This is a genomic window from Tessaracoccus sp. OH4464_COT-324 (genome assembly GCF_003932855.1).
Lineage (GTDB): Bacteria > Actinomycetota > Actinomycetes > Propionibacteriales > Propionibacteriaceae > Arachnia.
Genome location: NZ_RQYZ01000032.1, coordinates 1 through 13179, shown reverse-complemented (window position 1 = coordinate 13179; position 13179 = coordinate 1). Strand labels below are relative to the sequence as shown.

Sequence of the window (13179 nt, the reverse complement as noted above, 5' to 3'; positions counted from 1 at the left end):
GCCACCACAGCCTCCGCACCCACGCCATGCCCCATCCTCCCGCACCCACCCCGCCCCCGACGGCACCCGCCCCAAAATGAGCAGCCAAACTGCGCGGCCGGGCCGATTTCCGGCCGCCGCGCGGGCGGACGTCCGGGCCCCGAGCACCCCAAACCGAGCCCGGCGGCCTCTGCCCGAAACCGCCCGCGCGGGGCACGATGGTGCGGGCAGTTTTCGCCCGATCCGACGCGCCGCACCCGGCACCGCCAGCGAAACCGGGCCTGGTTGCGTGAAAACTCCCCCCAACGACCGCCGCCTGAGGGTATGGTTGCGCACATGGAGATCGACACCCATACCACTCAGGGTCGGATCGCCGAGCTGGGGAACCGCATCGACGCGGCTGTCCACGCTGGTTCGGCTGAAGCCGTCGCGAAGCAGCATGCCAAAGGCAAGATGACGGCGCGCGAGCGCGTCCTGGCGCTCCTCGACGAGGGCACCTTCCAAGAGTTCGACCAGTTCTCGCGCCACCGCACCACGGCCTTCGGCATGGACGCCAAGCGGCCATTCGGCGACGGCGTCATCACCGGAACGGGCGAAATCCATGGCCGTCCCGTCTGCATCTTCAGCCAGGACGTCACCATCTTCGGCGGCGCGCTCGGGCAGGTGTATGGCGAGAAGATCGTCAAGATTCAAGACTTCGCCCTGAAGACCGGCGTGCCGCTCATCGGCATCAACGAGGGCGGCGGCGCCCGCATCCAAGAAGGCGTCGTCTCGCTCGCGCTCTACGGCGAGATCTTCCGCCGCAACACCCTAGCGTCGGGCGTCATCCCCCAGATCTCGCTCATCATGGGCGCGGCCGCGGGCGGCCACGTGTACGGCCCCGCGCTCACCGACTTCGTCGTCATGGTGGACCAAACCTCCCAGATGTTCATCACCGGCCCGTCGGTGATCAAGACCGTCACCGGCGAGGACGTCTCCATGGAAGACCTCGGCGGCGGACGCACCCACAACACGAAATCCGGCAACGCCCACTACCTGGCCGCCGACGAGTCCGACGCCATCGAATACGTCCGGGACCTGATCTCCTACCTGCCGCAAAACAACCTGGAGGATCCGCCCATCTTCGAAGACGAAGAGGTAGACCTCACCATCACGGATCACGACCGCGAGCTGGACACCCTGATCCCCGACTCCCCGAACCAGCCCTACGACATGCTGGAGATCATCCGCAACGTCCTCGACGACGACGAGTTCCTGGAGGTCATGCCGCTGTTCGGCAGGTCGCTGCTCGCGGGCTTCGGCCGGATCGAGGGCCGCACCATCGGCATCATCGCAAACCAGCCGACGGTGTTCGCGGGCTGCCTCGACATCGACTCGTCGGAGAAGGCCGCGCGCTTCGTGCGCACCTGCGACGCCTTCAACATCCCGGTCCTCACCTTCGTGGATGTGCCCGGCTTCCTCCCCGGCGTCGACCAGGAGCATCGCGGCATCATCCGCCGGGGCGCGAAACTGATCTACGCCTACGCGGAGGCAACCGTCCCGCTGCTGACCGTGATCACCCGCAAGGCCTACGGCGGCGCCTACGTGGTGATGGGGTCCAAGCACCTCGGCGCGGACATCAACTTCGCGTGGCCCACCGGGCAGATCGCCGTCATGGGCGCCCAGGGCGCCGTCGAGATCCTCTACCGCAAGCAGCTCAGCACCGCGGAAGATCCCGCAGCCGAGCGCGCCCGGCTGATCCAGGAATACGACGACGAACTCACCAACCCCTACGTGGCGGCCGACCGTGGCTACATCGACCAGGTCATCTACCCGCACGAAACCAGGGCCCAGGTGATCCGCGCGCTGCGGCTGCTGCGCTCCAAGCGTGGCCAGCTGCCGCCGAAGAAGCATGGGAACATTCCGCTATGAACAAGCCCTCACGATTCATCAAGGGCACCCCGCTCACGGAGGAGGAACTCGGCGCGATCGCCGCAGTGCTCAACGCCAAGCGGCGCGCCAACCGGCTTCGCCCCACCGACGACCGCCCGCTGGCCGGCGGCTGGAACTCGTACTACCGGATCATGCGGCCGCCGCTGGTGCCGGGGCGTGAGGCCTGGCGGCGCCGTTGATGCGGGTGGTTCTGGCCTCCAAGTCGCCGTCTCGGCTGCGGGTGCTGCGCGCGGCCGGCATAGCGGCCGACGTGGTGCCCTCAGGATTCAACGAGTCGACGATCCAGGACCGAAACCCGATCTCGCTGAGCCACCGGCTGGCCGAGGCGAAGGGGGCTGCGGTGGCCCAGGCGCTGAGCGACCCGAACGTGGTCATCTTCGCCGCGGACACGGTGCTGGAGACCGAGGGACGAGCCCAGGGCAAGCCGCGCACCCGGGAGGCCGCCGTCGAGCTTTGGCTCAGGCTCAGGGGGCACTCCGCGATGCTGCACACCGGGCACTACGTGCTGGTGCGCCGCGACGGGGTGTCCGCCCACCAGGTGCGGGTGCGCTCCACCTCGATCTCCTTCGCCGACCTCAGCGAGGAGGAGATCGAGGCCTACGCCGACACCGGCGAGCCCATCAACGTCGCCGGGGGCTTCTCCATCAACGGGCTGGGCGGAGCATTCATCACCACCATCTCGGGTGATCCGTTCAACGTCGTCGGCCTCTCGCTGCCGCTCGTCAGGCAGATGGTGATCGACCTCGGCGTGCCGTGGCACACGCTCTGGCACCGCCCCTCGCCCGGCGAATAGCGCGGGGCCCCGCCCCGGCCCGCCGGGCCTAGCGGCGCTCCCAATCGGTGCGGAAACTGATCGCAGCCACCGAGTCACCCACCGTGAACGCGCCCTGCCAGTGCTCGTCGAAGAACAGCATGGAGCCTCCCCCGTCTGCCGTGATCTCGAACCCCATCCCCGGCAGCCTCCGCCGGTAGAACTCCGCGATAGCCGCGCCCTCCCTACCGTTCTCGGTGGCGAAAACGATCGTCACGTTGTTCACCTGGTCGATGATCTCCGCGGTCGTGGCCCGCTCCGGGATAGTGAATCCGGTCGGCGCGAACTGCAACGACAAGAGCCGCTCCCCGGCAGGCGCCGGCGCCGTGTGCTCCACGCGCGGGGCGGGGGTCATCATCGGCTCCGGGGGGGCGCAGCCCGCCAGCAGGACGCACGCCAAAAGCAGTCTCTTCACGGCTACCAGCATGCCACGACGTCGCCCGGCTCCCCCAGCGCGATCTCCAGCATCCTCTCCAGCCGCACGTGCCGTGGGGTGGGCAGGTCGTCGACGGGGAACCACGCCACCTCCGTGGTCTCGTCGCCGTCCGGGCGGAGCTCCCCGCCGACGACGCGCCCCAGGTAGCCGTGGTCCAGGTAGCGCACCTGGTCGCCGTTCAGGTAGGTCTTCAGCCCCGAAGCCACGCACCACAGCATCCGTCCCACCTCGATCTCTACCCCCACCTCCTCGCGCGCCTCGCGCACCACGCAGGCGATCGGGTGCTCGCCCGGCTCGACGATGCCCGAGATCGCCGTCCACCGGCCGTCGTCGGCGCGTTTCTCCAGGAGGACCCTGTCGCCGTCCAGACACAAAACCGTGCCACCGATCAGCCACAGGGGCGCGTGTCCGACGTGCTTTCTCAGCTCCACAATGAAATCTGGGGTGGCCATGGTGACAAGACTTCCACCAAGTTGGGCGCGAGGGGGCTAGACTCGCCAGTATCAACAAACCTCTGAAGGGGGCAATGTGGCCATCTCTAAGGTACTCGTGGCTAACCGCAGCGAGATCGCTGTGCGCATCATCCGCGCCGCTCGGGACGTCGGGATCAAGACCGTCGCGATCTACGCGGACTCAGATCAGCAAGCGCTGTTCACGCGTTTGGCCGACGAGGCCTACGCGCTGAACGGGGCGACGCCTGCTGATACCTATTTGAACGTAGCCAAGATTCTGGACATCGCGGCCCGCAGCGGCGCCGACGCGGTGCACCCCGGCTACGGATTCCTCGCCGAGAACGCGGATTTTGCGGCAGCGGTCATCAACGCCGGGCTGACGTGGATCGGCCCCCCGCCCGCCGCGATCGACGCGCTGGGCGACAAGGTGAAGGCCCGGCACATAGCGCAGAAGGTGGGTGCTCCGCTGGTGCCCGGCACCCCGGATCCGGTGGCGGACGCCGACGAGGTGGTGCGGTTCGCGGAGGCCCACGGCGTACCCATCGCGATCAAGGCCGCCTTCGGTGGCGGCGGCCGCGGCCTGAAGGTGGCCCGCACCATGGAGGAGATCCCGGAGCTGTTCGAGTCCGCCACACGGGAAGCCATCACCGCTTTCGGCCGAGGCGAATGCTTCGTGGAGCGCTACCTGGACAAGCCTCGGCACGTGGAGACCCAGTGCCTGGCCGACGCCCACGGCAACGTGGTGGTGGTCTCCACCCGAGACTGCTCACTGCAACGCAGGCACCAGAAGCTCGTCGAAGAGGCCCCGGCCCCATTCCTGACGGACGAGCAGATCGCCCGGCTCTACGAGTCGTCGAAGGCGATCCTGAAGGAGGCCGGCTACATCGGCGCGGGCACCTGCGAGTACCTCGTCGGGCTCGACGGCACCATCTCCTTCCTTGAGGTGAACACCCGGCTACAGGTGGAGCACCCCGTGTCCGAAGAGGTCACCGGCCTAGACCTGGTGCGCGAGCAGTTCCGCATCGCGGAGGGCCAGGAGCTGGGCTACGACGACCCCGCGGTGCGCGGGCACTCGATCGAGTTCCGCATCAACGCGGAGGATGCCGGCCGCAACTTCATGCCCGCTCCCGGAACGCTCGTCAAATGGCAGGCCCCGACCGGGCCGGGCGTCCGGGTGGACGAGGGCTACCACACGGGCATGACCATCCCGGGCGCGTTCGACTCGCTGGTTGCGAAAATCATCGTAACGGGCGCCAACCGCGAGATGGCGATCCAGCGCGCCCGCCGCGCGCTCCAGGAGCTAGAGATCGACGGGATGCCCACCGTCTTGCCGTTCCACCAAGCGGTATTGGAAGACCCGGCCTTCGTCGGAGACTTCGCGGTGCACACCCGGTGGATCGAGACGGAGTTCACCGGAGACATCCAGCCCTACCAGGGTCTGCTCGGCGAGCCCGAGGAAGAGGAAGAACCGGAGATCATCACCGTCGAAGTCAACGGCAAGCGCGTGGAGATCAAGCTGCCCGGCGGCCTCGGCTCGCCCCAGCCCACCAAGAAGAAGCGCAAGCCCACCAAGCGCGATCGCGGCGGCGCCAAGGTGTCGGCGCCCACCGGCAACGCCTTCCCCGCGCCCATGCAGGGCACCATCGTCAAGGTCAACGTCGAGGATGGCCAGACGGTCGAGGAAGGCGACGTGGTGGCCGTCATCGAGGCGATGAAGATGGAGCAGCCACTGAACGCTCACCGTGGCGGCGTGGTGAAGAACCTGAAGATCGAGAAGGGACAGACCGTCTCCGCAGGCGAGGTCCTGCTGGAGATCGTCGACGCCTGATCCTCCAGCCAAAGTTTGGGGGCGGTCCCACCAAGGGCCGCCCCCAGTTTCGTGCCCAGCCGGTCAGTCGTCCAGCAGCCCGAAAAGCAGGCCGAGACCGCCGATCACCAAGGCACTGCTGGCCAGCGACTTGATCGTCGGATCCAGACCGTAGCGGCCGTAGTAGCCCTGGGCGTAGGGCGCGTAGGCCCGGTTCTCCCAGTACGGCTGGAGCTGGCCGCCGTAGCCCACCATGCGGATCGACGGGTCCGCGCCCAGGCGTACCCGCTGCGCGTCGGCCGCGCACGCGGGGACGTCGCGAGCCGCGCCGCCGGGCGGCGCCCACGACACGTCCGCCACCGAAGGCCCATGCCCCGGGTCGAAGAAGCACGGCGCCCGCCGCTCCGGGATCGGCCGACCCGCCACGCGCGACTGGACGCAGGCCACCGAGTAGCGCCCCTCCTCCAGAATCTCCGCAACCCGCTTCAGGTCGTCGACGTACTGGATGCGCCCCATCTGGGTCTTGGCCCCGTCGTAGGCGTCCAGCGCGCGCGTGTAGTCCGCGTTCGCTTCCGCGCTGAGCTCCTTGCCCACAACCTCCAGATCCAGGTCACGCAGTTCCGTACCGAAGGTGGTGATGTCCTGCTCCAACGCGGCGCGGGAAGCCTCGTACTCGTCAAGCGACATCGGCGCGTTCGTGGGGGGAGTCAGCTGCCGCGGCTGGCCGAAAGGACCGGGGCCGTACACCTGCCCGCCCGGGTAGGAGCCCAGCGGGCCACCGGGGCGGGGGCCGGGAAGCGCGCCCGGCCGGGGCCGCTGGTAGTACAGCACCGGCCCGACAACCACAGCGATGATCAGCAGCACAATCAGGACATTTGCCATGGGATCCTCACTTGAGACAACAGCCCCATTCTACGTTGGCGCCCCAAGATTCGGCTCGTTCTCAGCTGGTAAGAAGCTCCCGCTCGCGCCGATGCAGCCGCCGGGCGGCCTCCGCGACGGAGCCCGACATCGACGGGTACACGGTGAACGTGTTGCTGAACTGGTCCACGGTGATGCGTTGCGTGACGGCGAGCGTGACCGCGTGAATCAGCTCGGATGCGCGAGGCGCCACCACCACCCCGCCGACGATTATCCCGGAGATCGGGAGGCAAAACAGCTTCACGAAACCGTCGCGGAAGGACTGCATCTTGGAGCGCGCATTGCCGTCGAGCGACAGGAACGCGGTCGCCACGTTGACCTTGCCCTCATCCACTTCCGCCTGGGTCACCCCCACCGTCGCCACCTCCGGCGAGGTGAACACGTTCGACGACACCTGCCGGATATCGAGCGGGGTTACCGCGTCGCCCAGCGAGTGCCACATCGCGATCCGGCCCTGCATGGCCGCGACCGAGGCCAGCGGGAACACACCGGTCACGTCCCCGGCGGCGTAGATGTTGGCGACGTTAGTGCGCGACACCCGGTCCACCGGGATGTGCCCGGAGCGCGTCATCTGCACGCCCGCGCTTTCCAGCCCCAGCCCCACGGTGTTGGGGGTGGCGCCAACCGCGAACAGCGCATGCGAACCGACGACCTCCCGCCCGTCGGAGAGCGTCACCACCACGCAGTCGCCCTCCACGCGTGCGGCGTTCGCCCGGCACTCGCTCATGATCTCCATGCCCCGGGTGGTGTACACCTGCTGCAGCACGGCAGCGGCGTCCGGGTCCTCGCCCGGCAGCACCTGGCTCCGCGAGGAAACCAGCACCACCTCGGCGCCGAGCGCGTGCATCGCGCCCGCGAACTCGACGCCCGTCACCCCGGAGCCGACGACGATCAGCTTTCGCGGCACCTCCTTGAGCGAGTAGATCTGCTTCCAGTTCAGGATGCGCTCCCCGTCGGTGCGCGCATCGGGCAGCTCGCGCGGCGTCGTGCCGGTGGCGAGCAACACGATGTCCGCGTCGAAGGACTGCTGCCCGTCTGCGGTGTCCGCGATCACCCGGCGCGGACCATCCAGCCGGGCCTGCCCCGCGACGACCCGCACCCCGTCGGCCACCAGCCTCTCCCGGATGTCCTCGGACTGCGCCCGCGCGAGCGCCATGATCCGCTCGCTCACTCCCGCGTAGTCGACGCGCACCGCGTCCCGACCGCCCTCGATGCTCAGCCCGATCTCCTTGGCGTTCTCGATCCGAACGAGCACCTCCGCGGTGGCGATGAGGGATTTCGACGGGACGCAGTCCGAAAGGACCGCCGCTCCCCCCAGCCCCTCGCGCTCGACGAGGGTCACTTGCCCGCCGAGCTGCCTGCCTACCAGCGCAGCCTCGTAGCCGCCCGGTCCTCCACCTATGATCACAACGTTGGTCACGGGCCAATCCTTGCATATCCGCTCCCGGACGGAGCCGAAGTGGCTCCACCTGCCCCGGCTTTCCTCGACGCGCGGGCGGCCCGTCGCTTCTGCTCATAGACTGGCCACATGACACAGACACCATATGAACTTGCTGAACAAGCGGCGAACCACCTGCGGGGTCTGGCTCCCCAGATCGACATCGCCTTGGTGCTGGGCTCTGGCTGGTCGGCCGGCGATGACCGACTGGGTGAGACCCTCGCCGAGGTGGAGTTGGGCGATGTGCCCGGCTTTGCGAAACCCGTCGTGGCGGGTCACGGCGGCAAGCTGCGCGTGACGCGCACCGCCGGCGGCAAGACCGCGGCCGTGTTCACCGGCCGCACTCACTACTACGAGGGGCGCGGGGTCGCGCCGGTGGTGCACGGCGTGCGGACTGCGGCACGCTGGGGGGCCAAAACGCTGGTGTTGACCAACGGATGCGGGGGGCTGAATCCCGCTTGGGCCCCCGGGACGGTGGTGCTGATCCGCGACCACATCAACATGACGGGCGACACCCCGCTCGTCGGCGCCACCTTCATCGACATGACCGAGGCCTACTCCAAGCGGCTGCGCGATCTGGCCCACGGAGTTGACCCCACCCTGCCCGAGGGCGTCTACGTCCAGTTCCGCGGCCCCCAGTACGAGACGCCCGCAGAGGTGCGGATGGCCACGGTTCTGGGCGGCGACCTGGTGGGCATGTCCACGACACTCGAAACCCTCGCCGCACGCGAGGCGGGCCTTGAGGTTCTCGGTCTCTCGCTCGTCACCAACGCGGCTGCGGGCATGACCCAGGAGAGCCTGGACCACGCCGAAGTGCTGCAAACCGGCAAGGACGCCGGGGAACGGCTCGCGACCCTGCTCAGCGGCATCGTCGCGGCACTCTGAGAGGAGACGATGATGGCCCTACTCGACGAAGCCGCCGCTTGGCGCGATGCCGACCCCGATCCGCAAACCAAGGCCGAGTTGGATCAGCTGATCCGCGATGCCCAGTCCCCCGACCCGGGGCGCTCCGCCGAGGCCCTCAGCGAGCTCACCGACGCTTTCCGTGGCCCGCTGGAGTTCGGCACCGCCGGACTGCGCGGCAAGCTCGGTCCCGGACCGAACCGCATGAACAGGGTGGTAGTCATTCGCGCGGCCGCAGGCTTCGCCCGGTGGCTGCGCGCCCAGGGCAGCATCGGGCGAGTGATCGTCGGCTACGACGCCCGACACAAGTCCGCCGACTTCGCCCGGGACACCGCCGAGGTGTTCGCCGGAGCAGGGTTCGACGTGCTGCTCACCGACGAGCCCACCCCCACTCCCGTGGTCGCCTTCGGCATCCAGCACTTCGGGTGCGTGGCGGGCGTCGTCGTCACGGCCTCCCACAACCCGCCGGCCGACAACGGCTACAAGGTCTACTTGGGCGACGGCTCGCAGATCATCCCCCCGACCGACGCACAGATCGCGGCCGAGATCGCCACCGTCGCCGCTTCCGGGCAGCCGCCTGCCGTGAGCGAGGCCCGCACCATCGTCGGGGACGAGCTGCGGGAGGCTTACGTGAACCGGCTCGCCGAGGTCATCGGCCCGGACGCTCCCAAGGAGTTGCGCTGGGTGCACACCTCAATGCACGGCGTCGGCGCCCGCCTGATCAGGCAAGCAGCGCGCCGGCTGGGCTTCCCGAAGCCGGTGGAGGTGGCCGAACAGTCCGCACCCGATCCCGATTTCCCCACCGTGGCCTTCCCCAACCCGGAGGAGCCCGGGGCGATCGACCTGGCGCTGGCGCTCGCCCGCCACGAGGACGCCGACGTGGTGATCGCCAACGACCCGGACGCGGATCGCTGCGCCGTCGCCGCGAAGGTGGACGGTCGCTGGCGCATGCTTTCTGGCGACGAGCTGGGCGCCATCCTGGGTTACGACGCGTTGCGACGCCAGGTGCCGGGCACGTTCGCCAACTCGATCGTCAGCTCCACTCTGCTGCGCACCATGGCGTCGGCCGCCGGGCGGGAGCACCGCACCACTCTCACCGGTTTCAAGTGGATCGGTCGGGTGCCCGACCTAGCCTTCGGCTACGAGGAGGCCATCGGGTACTGTTGCGACTCGCGGGCAGTGCCGGACAAGGACGGCATTTCTGCCGCGATGACGGTGCTGCGCATCGTCGCGGAACTTAAGCGCGAGGGCCGTGAGCTTGCGGATCTGCTCGACGAGATCGCGCGACGCTTCGGCCTGCACGCCACCAGCCAGCTTTCGGTGCGGGTCGCGGACCTCGGCATCATCGCCGGAGCGATGGACAGGCTGCGCAGCGCCCCGCCTGCTGAGCTGCTGGGCGAGCCGGTCGTCGTGTCCGATCTGGCGGAGGGCAAGGAGGGGTTGCCACCCACCAACGGCATCGAACTGACCGGGGAGCGCGTCCACGTCGTGGCCCGGCCCAGTGGCACCGAACCGAAGCTGAAGTGCTACCTGGAGGTGCGGCTGCCGCGCACCGATGATGTCTCCGTGGCCCGCGCCGAGGGCGGGGAGCTGCTTTCGCGGCTGCGCGCCGAGATGGCCGATGCGCTGGGCATAGCCGATTAATTGAGTGGGTGGGGCACCCCGTGTCCCACCCACTGCTAGCATTCGCGACATGCGTGGACGACTTCCCGAGCTGATTTGTGGTGGCGCGTCCGCAGTCTCGGCGCTGCTTGCCCAGATCATGTCCAGGCCGGGGTCTTTCCACCCGAGCCTCCTGCTGAACGTCGCGGATACCGACCAGATCGCGGGCTACGTCAAGGACCTGGACCCGGATTTCCAGTTCACCACTGCCTACGACCACTACGACGGTGTCTATCTCTGGACGATGGCGCACGACCCGCTTGCTTTGGGGCAGGCGCACGACCTGATCGACTTGGCGGCCTACCGCTACGGTCACCCGCTGTATTCGTGGCTGGCCGGCGCTTTGTCGCTCGGCCAGCCCCAGGCGCTGCCCTGGGTGTTCTGGCTACTAAGCGTCGTCAGTATGGCCGCGGCCGCTGTCGGCGTTTCGCTTCTCGCCCGCAGGCTCGGCGCATCGGCCTGGTTGGGGCTGCTGGTAGCAGCCAGCCCAGGGCTGCTGTTCAGCGCATCCACGGCCCTCACGGAGCCGGCGCAGCTGGCGTTGACGTCCGCGCTGCTGATCCTGTGGCTGCGGCCGCGCACTTCCCCATTCGGCCTCGCCGCCCTTTCCGTGGTTCTTTGCCTGACCAAGGAGCAACTGATCCTCATGCCCCTCACGCTGGGGCTGCACCAGCTGATCGACGCGGTGCGCCGCAACCGACGGCCCTGGCGCCCCGGCTTCCCTTGGGGGAGGCTCCTGGCGCTCGCCGCTGGGCCGCTGGCGCTGGGCGCGTGGCTCTACTACGTCCGTGGGCGGTTCACTGCCGAACAGCTCGCCTACGACTCCGGCAACGTCGGCTGGCCGATCAGCGGATGGCTGGAGACCTTCAGCTACGCCGCACAGCTACGCCACGGCGATGCCATGTCGTCGCAGGTTGGCTCGACGGCGGTCCCCGGCCTGCTCGCCGTCGCAGTGATCGTGCTTGCGGGCGCCGTCATCGGGCTCCTGCGTCGCGACGAGTTGGGCCTTGTGGTGCTCGCGCAGGCGATCCTGATTTCCACCCTAGGGTGGCGCACCTTGTTGTTCCCGCACGAGATGTTCCGCATCCCCGCCATGACCTTGCTGCTGGCCATGCTGCTGATCGTGGTGCAGCTCAGCCGGCCGGATGCCGGCCAGTCGCCGCCCGTTTCGCAGGGCGGCGGGCTTGCCGAGGTCCCCCTATCGAAGTAGCGTCGCAGCGTGCGTTCCTTGTTACTTGTGGCCGGGCCGTCGGGCAGCGGCAAGTCGAGACTGGCCAGCATGGGCCATGTTGTTGCTCTCTCCCTCGACGAGTTCTACCACGATTTCGACTATCCCGGCCTGCCGCTTTCCCCGGTAGGGATCACCGACTGGGATGATGTGCGCAGCTGGGATCTGGAGCTGGCGCTGGCGACGCTGGCGAGGCTGCTGAACGACGGGGAGGCCGACGTCCCCGAGTACTCGATCTCCAGGTCTCAGCGCACGGGCATGCGTCGGCTCACGTGCGGGGACGCCCAGATCATCCTGGCGGAGGGCATCTTCGCCCCGCAGACCTATGTGGCGCTGCACAAGGCGGGGATTCCGGCTCGCGCCATCTGGCTGGATCGCCCGCGGGCCGCCAACTGCGCGCGACGACTGGTTCGCGATCTACGTGAACGGCGAAAGCCGCCGATGGTGCTGGTCAGGCGCGGAGCCGCGCTCTTCCGCGCGGAACCCACGCAACGGGCCCAGGCGATGGCCTCCGGGTTTGAGCCAGTGAGCATGCGCACCGCGCTCAGGCTGGTGCGAGACACGAAAGGTTGAAGAGGATCATGACCAGGAAAGCCATTGTCACCGGTCACTCACGAGGGCTAGGTGCCGCTTTGTCCGCCCGGCTCGCTCGTGCTGGTTGGGAGGTGCTCGGTATCTCGCGCAGCGCTGGCGTCAGAATCGACCTCAGCGATCCAGCGCAATGGTGCGGCTGGCTCGTCGGCCCGGAGCTGGAAAGCTTCCTGGCTGGCGCCGAGGAAGTGCTGCTGATCAACAACGCAGGCACCGTCGAACCGATCGGGACAGGCGGCGTGGCTCCCGAGCAGGTGGCTGGCGCGTTCCAGGTGAACGTGTGCGCCGCGATCAGCCTGACCGACGCGGTGCTCAGCCGGAGGCCGGAAGGATGCCCCGCCCGAATCGTGCACATCTCCAGCGGCGCCGGCCGCCGTCCCATCGAGGGCTGGAGCGTCTATTGCGCGACGAAGGCCGCCTTGGACATGCACGCCCAGGTAGTGGCCGCAGAGCGGCTGCCCGGGGTGCGGATAGCCGCTGTCGCCCCCGGCGTGGTCGACACGGGGATGCAGGAAACCATTCGCGAGTGCGATTTTCCGCTCCGGAACCATTTCCGCGATCTCAAGAAGAACGGGGAACTCTTGTCCCCGGATGAGGCCGCCCGGAGTCTGCTCGCCCTGCTGGACAGGGACGACTTCGGCCAGCGCGTGCTCACCGACATCAGGGGCTGATCCCAACCCGAGGTGACCCTATTGCCTCGCGGCGGCGCGCATCGCCGCCCGCCGGGCGTCTCCTCGGGGCCCCGGGTTCATGTTTCGACGCCGCCCGCCGCTGGCTCGGGCTCGTGCCCACACCCGGCGGGCTCTCCCGGAACCACCAGTCGTCTGCTCTAACGCCCCACGAGCTGGAGGGTCGCCGGTGGAGATCCTCGCGACCGCCAACACCTTGACTACCGCCCCGGTTCGATTCGGAAGATGATCATGGAAATAAAAAAGGTGGGGGGTTCCCAAACAAACCAGGAACCCCCCACCAAAAACATAGTCCGGCAGCGTCCTAATCTCCCACACCGTACCCAGTGC

At 68.4% G+C, this 13179-nt stretch carries 13 protein-coding genes; 9 read left to right on the top strand and 4 right to left on the bottom strand.

The window, feature by feature from the left end; translation table 11 throughout:
- Positions 1-315 precede the first annotated feature (315 nt).
- Genes EII42_RS11860 through EII42_RS11850 form a run of 3 tightly spaced genes read left to right on the top strand, consistent with a single transcriptional unit; the run spans position 316 to position 2704 of the window.
- On the top strand, positions 316-1890 hold the full coding sequence (locus EII42_RS11860) for an acyl-CoA carboxylase subunit beta (protein WP_125172353.1): 1575 nt from the start codon (positions 316-318) through the stop codon (positions 1888-1890).
- A complete protein-coding gene (locus EII42_RS11855) occupies positions 1887-2090 on the top strand; it encodes an acyl-CoA carboxylase subunit epsilon (protein WP_125172352.1) in 204 nt (67 codons plus the stop codon). Before EII42_RS11860 ends, EII42_RS11855 begins: the two co-directional genes overlap by 4 nt.
- Positions 2090-2704, top strand: coding sequence for a nucleoside triphosphate pyrophosphatase (locus EII42_RS11850; RefSeq protein WP_125172351.1), 615 nt, complete (start codon positions 2090-2092; stop codon positions 2702-2704). Before EII42_RS11855 ends, EII42_RS11850 begins: the two co-directional genes overlap by 1 nt.
- Positions 2705-2732: 28 nt before the next feature.
- On the opposite strand, the gene EII42_RS11845 is transcribed toward EII42_RS11850, so the two are convergent.
- A complete protein-coding gene (locus EII42_RS11845; protein ID WP_125172350.1) occupies positions 2733-3137 on the bottom strand; it encodes a hypothetical protein in 405 nt (134 codons plus the stop codon).
- Between the two features lie 2 nt (positions 3138-3139).
- Entirely contained in the window at positions 3140-3610 is a 471-nt protein-coding gene (locus tag EII42_RS11840) for an NUDIX domain-containing protein (protein ID WP_125172349.1), read from the bottom strand.
- 76 nt (positions 3611-3686) lie between these two features.
- On the opposite strand from EII42_RS11840, the gene EII42_RS11835 reads away from it, so the two are divergent.
- Entirely contained in the window at positions 3687-5438 is a 1752-nt protein-coding gene (locus EII42_RS11835) for a biotin carboxylase N-terminal domain-containing protein (protein WP_199729881.1), read from the top strand.
- 63 nt (positions 5439-5501) lie between these two features.
- Here EII42_RS11835 and EII42_RS11830 read toward each other — a convergent pair whose 3' ends face one another.
- Both EII42_RS11830 and EII42_RS11825 read right to left on the bottom strand, forming a co-directional pair.
- Positions 5502-6299 (bottom strand): hypothetical protein, encoded by a 798-nt coding sequence (locus tag EII42_RS11830; RefSeq protein ID WP_125172348.1) that lies wholly within the window; start codon positions 6297-6299, stop codon positions 5502-5504.
- A 61-nt stretch (positions 6300-6360) separates the two neighbouring features.
- Positions 6361-7758: an NAD(P)H-quinone dehydrogenase gene (locus EII42_RS11825; protein WP_125172347.1), complete on the bottom strand. Its 1398-nt coding sequence runs from the start codon at positions 7756-7758 to the stop codon at positions 6361-6363.
- Between the two features lie 108 nt (positions 7759-7866).
- On the opposite strand from EII42_RS11825, the gene EII42_RS11820 reads away from it, so the two are divergent.
- The 5 genes from EII42_RS11820 to EII42_RS11800 are packed head-to-tail and all read left to right on the top strand — an operon-like array spanning position 7867 to position 12831.
- Positions 7867-8661 (top strand): purine-nucleoside phosphorylase, encoded by a 795-nt coding sequence (locus tag EII42_RS11820; RefSeq protein WP_125172346.1) that lies wholly within the window; start codon positions 7867-7869, stop codon positions 8659-8661.
- A 12-nt stretch (positions 8662-8673) separates the two neighbouring features.
- The gene (locus EII42_RS11815; RefSeq protein WP_125172354.1) at positions 8674-10323 is read left to right on the top strand and encodes a phospho-sugar mutase; all 1650 of its coding nucleotides are present in this window, start codon (positions 8674-8676) and stop codon (positions 10321-10323) included.
- Between the two features lie 49 nt (positions 10324-10372).
- Positions 10373-11551 carry an AZOBR_p60025 family cell surface glycopolymer formation protein gene (locus EII42_RS11810; protein WP_125172345.1) on the top strand — a complete coding sequence of 393 codons (1179 nt, stop codon included), beginning with the start codon at positions 10373-10375 and terminating at the stop codon, positions 11549-11551.
- A 9-nt stretch (positions 11552-11560) separates the two neighbouring features.
- On the top strand, positions 11561-12142 hold the full coding sequence (locus EII42_RS11805) for a uridine kinase (RefSeq protein ID WP_125172344.1): 582 nt from the start codon (positions 11561-11563) through the stop codon (positions 12140-12142).
- An 8-nt stretch (positions 12143-12150) separates the two neighbouring features.
- Positions 12151-12831: an SDR family NAD(P)-dependent oxidoreductase gene (locus EII42_RS11800; protein WP_125172343.1), complete on the top strand. Its 681-nt coding sequence runs from the start codon at positions 12151-12153 to the stop codon at positions 12829-12831.
- Positions 12832-13179: the final 348 nt, after the last annotated feature.

Bases quoted from the DNA above. Each gene is read 5' to 3' on its own strand.
- EII42_RS11860 (WP_125172353.1), top strand. From the start codon at position 316: ATGGAGATCGACACCCATACCACTCAGGGTCGGATCGCCGAGCTGGGG.
- EII42_RS11855 (WP_125172352.1), top strand. From the start codon at position 1,887: ATGAACAAGCCCTCACGATTCATCAAGGGCACCCCGCTCACGGAGGAG.
- EII42_RS11850 (WP_125172351.1), top strand. From the start codon at position 2,090: ATGCGGGTGGTTCTGGCCTCCAAGTCGCCGTCTCGGCTGCGGGTGCTG.
- EII42_RS11840 (WP_125172349.1), bottom strand. From the start codon at position 3,610: ATGGCCACCCCAGATTTCATTGTGGAGCTGAGAAAGCACGTCGGACAC.
- EII42_RS11830 (WP_125172348.1), bottom strand. From the start codon at position 6,299: ATGGCAAATGTCCTGATTGTGCTGCTGATCATCGCTGTGGTTGTCGGG.
- EII42_RS11820 (WP_125172346.1), top strand. From the start codon at position 7,867: ATGACACAGACACCATATGAACTTGCTGAACAAGCGGCGAACCACCTG.
- EII42_RS11815 (WP_125172354.1), top strand. From the start codon at position 8,674: ATGGCCCTACTCGACGAAGCCGCCGCTTGGCGCGATGCCGACCCCGAT.
- EII42_RS11810 (WP_125172345.1), top strand. From the start codon at position 10,373: ATGCGTGGACGACTTCCCGAGCTGATTTGTGGTGGCGCGTCCGCAGTC.
- EII42_RS11800 (WP_125172343.1), top strand. From the start codon at position 12,151: ATGACCAGGAAAGCCATTGTCACCGGTCACTCACGAGGGCTAGGTGCC.